Raw genomic sequence first — 11,409 nt, forward strand, 5'->3', positions numbered from 1 at the left:
GAGCCACACCAGCGCCTGGCTCACCAGGGACGCGGTGGTACCGACACCGCCGGCGAGCAGCAGATCGACGATCGAGTACATCTCGAAGTCGTTGAGCGGACGACCGTCGACCTCCTGCTGCACGAGGTAGCTGATGATGTCGTCGGTGGGGTTCTCGCGACGGGCCCGGATGGTCTCGCGCATGCGGTCGCCCAGGTACGGGAAGTCGACCTCCATCGCGTGGCGGTAGTCGTCACTTCCCGGAATGCCGGCGAGCGCCTGGTGGTGCGCGTGGGAATAGCGCTTCCAGTCGGCGAGGTCGAGACCGAGCCAGTCCACCGTCACGATGGAGGGAACCGAGATGACCGAGGTGAGGTCACACTGCCCGTCCTCGATCACGCTGTCGATGAACCCGGCGGTGTGGCGGTCGACGAGCGCCTTCATCCGCTCGACGGCCGCGGGCGCGGTGATCGGGTTGACGATCTTGCGGTACTTGCGGAACTCCGGGGGATCGAGCTCGATGGGGATGTGGAAGTGCATCGGCGTCTTCGGGATGACGACCGAAAGGCCCTCTCCCCCATATTCGTTGCGCGCGGACGAGAACGTCTCGTCGTCACGGGCGGCCTCGAAGACCGAGTCGTAGTCGCTGAGCACCCAGTACCCGCCGTGCGCCTCCGTCCAGGCGACTCGCTCGTTCTGGCGGACCTTGCGGTACGAGGCGACCGGATCGGCAGAGTGCTCCTGCGAATTGTGGTCGAAGTTGATGACGGGGCAACGATTGCGGCTGTCCATCGCGTGGACCCTCCTGCGTCGGATCGGGCATCTCCTGCTAATGGTTATAACAGATGATATAGTAGTGTAGATCACACCGCCAGCCCGGCTATCAAATCAAATGTTCAACGAGCTGGCATCCTCGATATCCGGATGACGGAAGGAGCGACCGATGAAGGTTGTTGTCGACGAGAACCACTGCCAGGGCCACGGGCTGTGCTTCATGACCTCCCCGCAGGTCTTCGCACTGCGCGAGGAGGACGGCCACGCGTACGTCCTGCCCGGGGGCGACGACCCGGCCAACGAGCACGCCGCACGCGAGGCCGCCGCGTCCTGCCCCGAGCGTGCGATCTCCGTCGTCACCGAGTGACGACGCCTTCCGAGCGGCCGGCACACGACGGAGGAAGGGGCCCCGGGTTCGACCCGGGGCCCCTTCCTCCGTGTGCGGCCGTGCGCCTCAGCCCAGGGCGCGGTCCCACTGGATGACCTGTTCGAGCAGGTCGGGGTACTTGCGCTGCGCGTACCTCCGGTAGGCGTTGATGTGGTCGCGCATGCGTTCCTCGGATCCGATCGGGTCCCCCTGCGAGAGCGACTCGTAGATCTGGGTGTGCGCGACGATGATCGCCTCGCGCCGGTGCGGTGGGTAGTCGATCCCGATCGCAGTGCCGTCCATGATTCCGAGCAGCGAATCGACCATGTACCCGAACAGCGGATTACCCGAGGACCAGGCGATCAGATCGTGGAAGTTCTTGTTCGCCTCGAGGAACTCGTGCTGATCGCCGAGCGAGCCGTGCATCCGGTCGATGGTCTCCTTGAGCTCGACCAGTGTCTCCCCGCTGATGCGCTGGGCAGCCAGGCGGCTGATCATCGGCTCGAGGGCGGTGCGCGCCTCGATGATGACACTGAACGGCGCGTCCTTGAGCTGCATGAGAAGGATGAGCGAACTCGCGAGGTGGGACGCATCGGGATCCAGTATCACCGGCCCGCCCCGGGGGCCGGGCTTGAGGGCGATCACCCCCTGAAACTCCAACAGCCGCAGGGCTTCCCGCAGCGTGCCGCGGCCGATCTCGTACTTCTCGAGCATGACCCGCTCCGACGGCAGCAGATCGCCCGCCGCCAGGTTCTGCCTGGTCGCGTCCCTGATGATGTGCTGCGCCACCACCATGGCAGCTTTCGGCGCCCGTCCTGTGATCATCGCGCCTTCTCCTCCCGAGAGCACCTGCCGGTTCGGGAACCCTGTCCGGATCGGACACTCCCCCACTTCCCGACGGGCCAAAATAATGCTAACGATTATAACGTACAGTTCGTGTCTTGGCTCCTTACCGGCGAAGAGACACTCCCGCCCCTCCCATACCCCGCCTCTCTCGTACCCCGCCGAGCCGAACCGTGAACCTCGACCGAAGGAGTTCCCATGAGCAGCCCCACCTCCACCACCACGAGCGTCGTTCTCGAATCCGTCGACTCCAGCCTGTGGATCCGGCTCAACCGGCCCGAGCGCCGCAACGCCTTCGACGCCGAGATGTGCGCTGTCATGGTCGACGCGCTCCACGAGGCCACCGAGTACCGCTCGGTGGTCATCACCGGATCGGGGGGAAGCTTCTGCGCCGGCGGCTCGCTCGGCCAGCTCAGCCAGCCCACCGTCAAGGAATTGCGGGGTCTCTACCGTTCATCGCTCGAACTCTTCGACGCGATCCGCACCTGCCCCCGCCCGGTCGTCGCGGCCGTCAACGGTGCCGCGGCAGGTGGCGGCAACGAACTGGTGGTGGCCTGCGATCTCGCCGTCGCTGCCCGCTCGGCGACATTCGGTCAGACGGGTCCCCGCGTCGGCAGCTCTCCGGTCAGCGGCGCCACGAACGTGATGGGAGTCCAGATCGGCGAGAAGCGCGCCAAGGAACTGTCGCTGCTGTGCCGGCGCTACCCGGCGGAGCGCGCCTACGAGATGGGACTGGTGAACGAGGTGGTCGACGACGAGCTTCTCGAGGAATCCGTCCGCTCGCTGTGCCGCGAGTTCGAGGCCCTGAGCCCGCGCTACCTCGAGATCACCAAGGTCAGCTCGAACATCTGGTGGAACTCCGCCCGGGACTCGTTCAGCAACGGGCTCGGCATGCTCGTCCAGGCGATCGGCAGCGCCGACATGATCGAGGGTGCGCAGGCCTTCCTGGAAAAGCGTAAGCCGCAGTTCCCGCCCGCCGAATAGGCACACGTTCGATAATGGTGCACATCAATGTGCACAATCGCGTGCACAATGAGTACAGTGCACAATTCGGATCGTCCGGGGAAGTTGCCCGCCCGATCCGCCGACACGGCGAGCACCCGCTGCGCCGTGACAGCCTCCGCTTCCCGGAAGTCAGGAGGCCACGAGGCTAAGGAGGTTCCGTGGCTGCAATGTCGAGAGGCCCGAAGACATCGCTGGTGGTCGCCCAGCAGATCGTCCGGGATACGGCGCGAAAAGGTCTGCAGCCCGGGGACCTGCTGCCCCCGGAGAAGGCGATGCTCGAGGAGTACCAGATCGGCCGCGGCACCCTCCGTGAGGGACTGCGGCTGCTGGAGTTCCAGGGGATGATCGCCCTCAAGCCGGGGCCCAAGGGCGGTCCCGTCCTCCTCGATCCGGACGCGTCCCATCTGGCGAGCACCATCATCCTGCTGATGCAGCTCCAGAACGCCTCGCTCAGCACGATCGTGGAGGCCCGCACCGCCCTCGAGCCCGTCATCTGCCGCCTGGCCGCCGAGCGGATCAGCGACGAGAACCTGCTCGAGCTCAAGCAGTCCGTCGACCGCATGCAGCAGTCGTTCGACACGGCGGACATCGACACGTTCCTCGAGACGAACAAGCAGTTCCACGACGTCATCGCCTGGTCCACCGGCAACGCGCTCTTCGGCTACCTGACGGACGCGCTGCTACGGATCACCGGCGGCACGGTGATGGGCGTCGACCACCCCGCCCCGCTGCGGGAGACGACCCTCAAGGCGCACATCCAGATCTACGAGGCGCTGCATTCGCACGACGCGGACCTGTCCGAGGACCGGATGCGCGACCACATCAACGAATACGTCCGGTACGCCGAGCGCAAGTTCCCCGAACTCCTGAGCCAGGTCCTGCCCTGGAACCAGGCGCTCGGCGGCTGAACACCACTGTCGCCGCCGTCCGGCGACACGGACCCCGCGGGCCCGCACCGAGCATCGTCTCGGCGCGGGCCCGCCGGGTTTCCGGGCCGATTCGCGACCGGCGGCCCGGTTCCCGAGGTCCGGCGAACTCCGACGACACCGCTATTGCTTATATCCATGCATATGGTTATGGTGATAGCGATCACATGCATGCATAGCGATCAACACCGTCGAGCCAGTGCCGGCGCCCTACGCCGGCCGCCGCTCGCGCCTTCACCCCCGTTCGTCACGAGGAGAAGCCATGAAGACCATCGGAGCGCTGCTGTGGGAGCCGGGAACCCGGTCCGGTTGGAGCGTCGAGGAAATCGAGATCGATCCCCCGAAGAGCCGGGAGGTGCGGGTCAAGCTCGCCGCCTCCGGCATCTGCCACAGCGACGACCACGTCGACACCGGCGACATCCCCCTCGACTGGGCGCCGATCATCGGCGGGCACGAAGGTGCGGGCGTGATCGAGGAGCTCGGCCCCGACGTCACCGGCTTCGAGGTCGGCGACCACGTCGTCCTGTCCTTCCTGCCGTCCTGTGGCCACTGCAAGATGTGCACCATCGGCCGTTCCAACATGTGCGAGATGGGCGCCGGCGTGCTCGGCGGCTTCGCCCCCGACGGCACCCACCGCGTCCACGCCCGGGGCCAGGGCGTCGGCCCGTTCTCCTACCTCGGCACCTTCTCCCCGTACGTCGTGGTCAACATCGACTCGTGCGTCAAGATCGGCAAGGACATCCCGCTCGACAAGGCCGCACTGATCGGCTGCGGCGTCCCCACCGGCTGGGGCTCGTCCGTCTACGCGGCCGACATCCAGCTCGGGGACACCGTCGTCGTCATCGGCACCGGCGGTGTGGGCATGAACGCGGTCCAGGGCGCCCGGCACAAGGGCGCCAAGAACATCGTCACGATCGACCCCGTCGAGTACAAGCGCGACCAGGCCAAGATCTTCGGTGCCACCCACACCACCGAGAACTTCGAACAGTGCCGAGAGGTCGTCGACCAGCTCACCGAGGGGCAGGGCGCCGACGTCGTCATCATCACCGTCGACATCGCCTACGGGCACCTGCTCAACCCGGCGCAGGAGATGACCCGCCGCGGCGGCACCCTGGTGCTCACCGCCGCCGCTCCCGTCACCCAGCGCGACGTGCCGTTCGACCTGTTCACCTTCGCGATGTCGGGCAAGCGCCTGCAGGGCACCCTGTATGGCACCACGACGGCGCGCCGCGACATCCCGCTCATCGCCGACATGTACCGCCGTGGCGAGTTCAAGCTCGACGAGCTGGTCACCAAGACCTACAAGCTCGAGGACATCAACACCGCGTTCAAGGATCTCCGCGAGGGCAAGAACATTCGCGGCGTCATCATGTACGACGACTAGATCGGCACACGCGATTCCCCGGGAGTGTTCGCGCCCGGCGCACGGGCCGGGAGGGGGGTCCACACTCCGTCCCGGCCCGATCCGTGTACCTCCGACAGGAACAGAGCCGATGACTGCCTCGAAACTCGCGGACCTCGATTCCGCCGCCCTGAGCCGCCTCGTCGCCAAGGACGAGATCCGGGACCTGGCCGGACGTTACGCCCTGGCCGTCGACGACCACGACATCGATACCGTGCTGTCGATGTTCACCGAGGACGGTGTCTTCGAGGTCGCCGGCACCGAGCTGCGCGGCCGTGAGCAGATCCGCCCCTTCTACGTCTCCAGCATGGACCGTTACCACACCATGCTGCACACACCCGAGATCCACCTCGTCACGATCGAAGACGACTCGCACGCAAGCGGAATCATGACCGGCCACGCCGAACTCGCGGTCCACGACACCCTGATGATGACCGCGTTCCGGTACCGCGACCGATACGTGCGCCGGGACGGCACCTGGCTTTTCGAAAGACGCGCCGTGTCGTTCATGTACGCGGTACCGTTCGAGTCGATGGGCTCGAGTTTCCGTACCATCAAACGGATTCGGTGGCCCCAGACCCGATACACCGAGGCCGACTATCCGGAGTCGGCTCCCACCTGGAACACCTACCGCTGACGGCGGATCGGGCCCGTCGGCGGCCCCCGAAGGAGCAGCTATGACAGGACGGGTAGCAGGTAAGGTCGCTTTCATCACGGGCGCGGCCCGCGGCCAGGGACGCAGCCATGCGATCCGCCTCGCCGAGGAGGGCGCCGACATCGTCGCTCTCGATGTGGCCGAGGACATCGAGAGCGTCACCCGCTTCTACCCCGGCGCCACCGAGGACGACCTGGCCGAGACGGTGCGCGCCGTGGAGGCACTCGATCGCCGGATCATCGCCCGCAAGGCCGACGTCCGTAACTTCGACGCCGTCAAAGCCGTGGTCGACGAGGGCATCGCCGAGCTCGGCCGGATCGACATCGTCGCCGCCAACGCCGGCATCTTCCTCTTCGGCGACGAGACACACCTGGTGAGCGAACGCGACTGGGACGATGTCCTCGACATCAATCTCAAGGGCGTGTGGCACACGTGCAAGGCCGTCACCCCGCACCTGATCGAACAGGGCACCGGGGGGTCGATCGTCATCACCAGCTCCACCGCCGGCCTGAAGGGCACGCCGAACGTCGCGCCCTACACCGCGAGCAAGCATGCCGTGGTCGGCCTGATGCGCACGCTCGCACTGGAACTGGGTCCGCACGGCATCCGCGTCAACACCGTGCATCCCACCGGCGTCGCCACGGACATGATCCTCAACGAGGCCTGCTTCCGGCTGTTCCTCCCGGACGTCGAACATCCCACCAAGGAACAGGCCGCACCGGTCTTCGCCACCACCAACGTCCTGCCCGTGCCGTGGATCGAGCCGATCGACATCTCCAACGCGGTGTTGTACCTGGCCTCCGACGAGGCCCGGTACGTCACCGGCACCGAACTGAAGGTCGACGCCGGCTACACCCTCCGCTGACCCGGCCGGACGAACGGGAGACCACATGACTGCTCGACTCGACACACCGCGCCTCGATCCCGCCCACCCCGACGCGGTCGCCGAACGCTGGCTCGCGGACTTCGCCGGTGCGCTCCGATCGGGAAACGCCGACGACTACCCGGACGCACTCGCCACCGACGCGTGGTGGCGCGACCTGCTCGCCTTCACCGGCGATCTGCGCAGCCTGCACGGCGAATCGGCGATCCGCCCGCTGCTCACCGGCGCGGCGGATCTCGAGGTCCGCGACGAAGCGCTCGACTCCTCCGTGCCACCGGCGCTGCTGCCGACAGGCGAGGGCCCGCCGGTCGTGCAGCTGCTCTTCCGCCTCACCATCCGGTTCGGACACGTCCGTGGCGTCGCGCGACTGACCCCGGACGACGCGGGCCGCTGGCGCGCGACGGCTGTCCTGACGACGCTCGACAGTCTCTCCGGGGCCGAACCGGCTGTGGGAGAACGCCGTCCGAACGGCGCCCCGGAACCCGGTGAACGCGTCACCGTCCACTGGGGTGATCGTCGGCTCCTCGCGAGCGAGTGCACCGAACGGGATCCGGAGGTCCTCGTCATCGGCGCCGGACATTCCGGTCTCGGGCTCGCCGCCTACCTCGGGGCGATGAACGTCCACGCGCTCGTCGTCGAGCGCAACGAGCGCGTGGGTGACAACTGGCGCAACCGCTACGACTCGCTGGTGCTGCACGACCCCGTGTGGTCGAACCATCTGCCGATGATGCCGTTCCCACCCACCTGGCCGGTGTTCACACCGAAGGACAAGATGGGCGACTGGCTCGACATCTACGCCCGAGCCCTGGAACTGAACGTGTGGACCCGCACGGAACTCGTGAGCGCCTCGTACGATCCCGCGACGAAGCGGTGGGAGGTGCTGCTCGACCGCGGAGGCGAACGGCGGGTGCTGCGCCCGCAGCACGTGGTCCTGGCCACCGGCCTGAGCGGCACCGAGCCGCTCGTACCGGACATCCCCGGGACCGGAGAATTCGCGGGCGAGCTGCTGCATTCCGGCCGGTACACGACGGACCCACGACGGAGCGGCCGTGATGTCGTCGTCATCGGCACCGGGAACAGCGGCCACGACATCGCCCAGGACCTGTACAACACCGGCGCTCACGTGACCCTCGTCCAGCGGGGTCCGACCTACGTCGTCGGCGGCACCACCGTGGTCGACGTCATGCTGAAACCCGCCTACGGCGAGAACACCGCGCCCACCGAGATCGCCGACCTCGTCGGTGCGTCGTTCGCGCGGCGGGACCAGGGATTCGTCGACGGCCTGCGCACCGCCGTCGCGGCCATGGCCGACATCGATCGCGACCTGCTCGATGCCCTGAGCGCCCGGGGATTCCGTCATCACCTGGGCGACGGCGGGACCGGAGCGATGGACCTCTTCCTCACCCGGAACGGCGGCTACTACATCGACGTCGGAGCGTCCCGGTTCGTCGCCGACGGGTCGATCGGACTGGTCGCAGGGAAGACCGTGGAACGGTTCGTTCCCGAGGGAGTGGTCATGTCGGACGGCACCGTCGTACCCGCCGACACCGTCGTGTTCGCCACCGGGTTCCGGGGCATCCTCGACACTGCCCGCCGCATCCTGGGCGACGCCGTCGCCGACCAATGCGGACCGGTCTGGGGTCTCGACGACGAGGGCGAGATCCGGTCGGTGTGGCGACGTTCCGGTCACGACGGATTCTGGTTCAGCGGCGGCAATCTCACCCTCGCCCGTATCTACAACAAGTACCTTGCTCTCCAGATCAAGGCCGACCTGGACGGCATCGACCTGCCGTCCGTTCCCTGACCCTGCACCTCGAGTACATCGGAGACCGACACATGCGCGCCGACGACATCAACGAGATCATCCGCATCACCCATCTCTACGCCCGTGGCCTCGATCGATTCGACCCCAAGGAGGCACTGTCCGCCTTCGCACCCGACGGAGCGTGGGACGCCAGCGCCGTCGGCCTGACCCGGTACGAGGGGCACGAGCAGATCCTCGACTTCTTCGAGCGGGACGCACAGGCAGTGGACAAGCAGTTCCACATCATCACCAACCACGTCATCGACTTCGAGGACGACGACCACGCCACCGGTACGAACTACGTCTTCTCCGAAGCGGAGATGAAGAACGGCGCCGCCATCAAGGCAATCGCGCTCAACGAGGACCGCTACGTCCGCACCGCCGACGGCTGGAAGATCGCCGAGCGGATCATCACCGGCCTCACCACGCCGCAGATGGACGGTTTCGACGCCTGACCGGAGCACGGCAGCGGCACATGCGGCAGGGTGGGGACTTCGCGGTCCCCACCCTGTCGCATGTCTCGGCTCAGATGTCCTTGGTGATCTCGTAGAAGTCGAACGAGACGCCGGCCTGCGCAAAGTTCTCGAGGTCGGCGGCGCCCTGCTGCCCTTCCGGAGACGCCATGTCGGCGAGCATGGCTTCCTTGCTGTCCCAGTCGCACACCGCGACCAGGAAGTGCGGCGGGGTGCTGCCGTCGGGGGTGGAGCACACGCCCCATTCGTAGTTCCGGATCCCCTGCTGCTTCAGCGCGAGCTTGGAGTGCACGTTGCGGTAGTGCTCAAGGAACTTCTCGGGATCCTCGGGGTGGTTGTACGCGGCGACGAGTCGGTACATGTCGACCTCTTTCCATGGTGGATTCGGAGATTTCCGTGTGGAACGGCCCCGCACACGGGGGTGTGGAACGGCCCCGCACACGGGGTGGCGCGACGACGCCCGCCAAATATATCCGCTCTACACCTTTGATTATATCCATTCGCATTGATAGAGTGATACCCGTCACAGACTTTTCCGCGAGCGGACGACCATCCGGCCGCACCGCGCTCCCGCCTGGCACACCGAAACCGCGAGCCTGGCGGTGACATCGGCACATCCGACCGAATCCCCCAGTCAGAGAGGTCATCCGATGACTGCAACCCCCAACTCCTCAACATCCGCAATCGAGGTCGACGCCGTCGTCGTCGGCGCCGGCTTCGCAGGCCTGTACCTGTTGTGGAAGCTGCGCAGGCACGGTTACACCGCCGTCGCGCTCGACAAGGGCGAGGAGGTCGGCGGCACCTGGCATTGGAACCGCTACCCCGGCGCCCGCTGCGACGTGGACAGCCACGACTACTCGTTCGGATTCGACGAGGAACTCGAGCAGGAGTGGGAGTGGAGCGAGCGCTACCCGTCGCAGCCCGAGCTGCAGGCGTATCTCTCGCACGTCGCCGACCGGTTCGACCTGCGCCGCGACATCCGTCTCGAAACCAACGTCACCGAAGCCCGTTTCGACGAGGGCGAGCAGAAGTGGCACGTCCGTACCGACAAGGGCGACGAGTACGTTTCACGGTTCTGCCTCATGGCCGTCGGCTGCCTGTCGGTCCCCAAGGACGTCGACGTCCCGGGCCTCGACAAGTTCCAGGGGCCGATCTACCGCACCAGCGAGTGGCCGGAGGAGGGAGTGGACTTCACCGGTCTCCGGGTCGCCGCCGTCGGCACCGGATCCTCCGGCGTGCAGGCCATCCCGGAGATCGCCAAGCAGGCCGGCAAGCTGACCGTGCTGCAGCGCACCGCCAACTTCGTCATTCCCGCCCGCAACCACAAGCTCGACCCGGAGTTCGTCGCGAACGTCAAGGCGAACTACCGCGAGCGACGCCGTGCCTGCCGGACCGCCGCCGCCGGCTGCATCCGCGACGACAACCCCAAGGCCGCGTTCGACGTCAGCGACGAGGAGCGGTGGAACGAGTACGAGAAGCGTTGGCAGGGCGGCGGAATCGCCTTCCTCGGCGCGTTCGCGGACTTGATGGTGGACCAGCGGGCGAACGACTCGGTCTGTGACTTCATCCGGGCCAAGATCGACGAGATCGTCGACGATCCGGACGTCGCGGACAGCCTCAAGCCGTTCGGCTACCCGATGGGGGCGAAGCGGCCCGTCGTCGGCACCGACTGGTACGAGACCTTCAATCGCGACAACGTCGAAATGGTCGACCTGCGTAAGAAGCCCCTCGACAGCTTCACCGCACACGGTATGCATCTCGCCGACGGCACCGAGTACGAGTTCGACGCCGTCGTGCTCGCCACCGGATTCGACGCCTTCACCGGCGCGTTCACCCAGATCGACATTCGCGGCCGGGGCGGCCTGCCCTTGCAGAAGGCGTGGCAGGAGGGCCCGAAGACGCACCTCGGCCTGGGCACCGCCGGCTTCCCCAACATGTTCATCATCGCCAACGTCGGCAGCCCGTCGGTGCTGTCGAACATGGTGACCGCCATCGAGCAGCACGTCGAGTGGACGGTCGAGACGATGGATCACATGCGCGAGCACGGACTGACCACGATCGAGGCCACCGAGGAAGCGCAGAACGCGTGGGTCGAGACGGTCGAGGAGATCGCGAACATGACCCTGTGGCCGCAGGGCGAGTCCGGGTCGTGGTACCGCGGCGCGAATGTGCCCGGTAAGCCGCAGATCTTCATGCCGTACGCCGGCGGAATCGTGCTCTACGAGCAGACGTGGAATGAGGTCCGGGACGCCGACTTCAAGGGATTCGTCCTGGCCTGATGCGGCGGATCTCGCGCCG

At 66.7% G+C, this 11,409-nt stretch carries 11 protein-coding genes and 1 pseudogene; 9 read left to right on the forward strand and 3 right to left on the reverse strand.

Annotation, left to right across the window (positions count from 1 at the left end):
* Nucleotides 1–771, reverse strand: a pseudogene (locus CQZ88_RS31955) (cytochrome P450); the annotation flags it as partial.
* A 151-nt stretch (nt 772–922) separates the two neighbouring features.
* On the opposite strand from CQZ88_RS31955, the gene CQZ88_RS26635 reads away from it, so the two are divergent.
* On the forward strand, nt 923–1,120 hold the full coding sequence (locus tag CQZ88_RS26635) for a ferredoxin (RefSeq protein ID WP_003938422.1): 198 nt from the start codon (nt 923–925) through the stop codon (nt 1,118–1,120).
* 87 nt (nt 1,121–1,207) lie between these two features.
* Here CQZ88_RS26635 and CQZ88_RS26640 read toward each other — a convergent pair whose 3' ends face one another.
* On the reverse strand, nt 1,208–1,945 hold the full coding sequence (locus CQZ88_RS26640; RefSeq protein ID WP_029546537.1) for a FadR/GntR family transcriptional regulator: 738 nt from the start codon (nt 1,943–1,945) through the stop codon (nt 1,208–1,210).
* Between the two features lie 216 nt (nt 1,946–2,161).
* Here CQZ88_RS26640 and CQZ88_RS26645 point away from each other — a divergent pair, with 216 nt between their 5' ends.
* The 7 genes from CQZ88_RS26645 (at nt 2,162) to CQZ88_RS26675 (ending at nt 9,093) form a co-directional block, all read left to right on the forward strand.
* On the forward strand, nt 2,162–2,947 hold the full coding sequence (locus CQZ88_RS26645) for an enoyl-CoA hydratase/isomerase family protein (RefSeq protein ID WP_006934075.1): 786 nt from the start codon (nt 2,162–2,164) through the stop codon (nt 2,945–2,947).
* Between the two features lie 188 nt (nt 2,948–3,135).
* Nucleotides 3,136–3,876 (forward strand): FadR/GntR family transcriptional regulator, encoded by a 741-nt coding sequence (locus CQZ88_RS26650; protein ID WP_029546538.1) that lies wholly within the window; start codon nt 3,136–3,138, stop codon nt 3,874–3,876.
* A 280-nt stretch (nt 3,877–4,156) separates the two neighbouring features.
* On the forward strand, nt 4,157–5,278 hold the full coding sequence (locus tag CQZ88_RS26655; protein WP_006934078.1) for an NDMA-dependent alcohol dehydrogenase: 1,122 nt from the start codon (nt 4,157–4,159) through the stop codon (nt 5,276–5,278).
* A 109-nt stretch (nt 5,279–5,387) separates the two neighbouring features.
* On the forward strand, nt 5,388–5,933 hold the full coding sequence (locus CQZ88_RS26660) for an SgcJ/EcaC family oxidoreductase (protein WP_050036063.1): 546 nt from the start codon (nt 5,388–5,390) through the stop codon (nt 5,931–5,933).
* 40 nt (nt 5,934–5,973) lie between these two features.
* Complete coding sequence (locus CQZ88_RS26665) at nt 5,974–6,816, forward strand: mycofactocin-coupled SDR family oxidoreductase (protein WP_050036064.1); 843 nt, start codon at nt 5,974–5,976, stop codon at nt 6,814–6,816.
* A 25-nt stretch (nt 6,817–6,841) separates the two neighbouring features.
* Nucleotides 6,842–8,638, forward strand: a complete 1,797-nt coding sequence (locus tag CQZ88_RS26670; protein ID WP_102800548.1) for an NAD(P)/FAD-dependent oxidoreductase — start codon at nt 6,842–6,844, stop codon at nt 8,636–8,638.
* Between the two features lie 32 nt (nt 8,639–8,670).
* Nucleotides 8,671–9,093 (forward strand): nuclear transport factor 2 family protein, encoded by a 423-nt coding sequence (locus tag CQZ88_RS26675; protein WP_006934087.1) that lies wholly within the window; start codon nt 8,671–8,673, stop codon nt 9,091–9,093.
* Nucleotides 9,094–9,163: 70 nt separating this feature from the next.
* Here the strand turns inward: CQZ88_RS26675 and CQZ88_RS26680 are convergent, their stop codons facing one another.
* A complete protein-coding gene (locus tag CQZ88_RS26680) occupies nt 9,164–9,472 on the reverse strand; it encodes an EthD family reductase (protein ID WP_006934089.1) in 309 nt (102 codons plus the stop codon).
* 289 nt (nt 9,473–9,761) lie between these two features.
* On the opposite strand from CQZ88_RS26680, the gene CQZ88_RS26685 reads away from it, so the two are divergent.
* Nucleotides 9,762–11,390 carry an NAD(P)/FAD-dependent oxidoreductase gene (locus CQZ88_RS26685; protein ID WP_050036066.1) on the forward strand — a complete coding sequence of 543 codons (1,629 nt, stop codon included), beginning with the start codon at nt 9,762–9,764 and terminating at the stop codon, nt 11,388–11,390.
* The last annotated feature ends 19 nt before the right edge of the window (nt 11,391–11,409 follow it).

Origin of the sequence: Rhodococcus sp. ENV425 (assembly GCF_002887785.1) — a bacterium.
Taxonomy (GTDB): Bacteria; Actinomycetota; Actinomycetes; order Mycobacteriales; family Mycobacteriaceae; genus Rhodococcus; species Rhodococcus aetherivorans.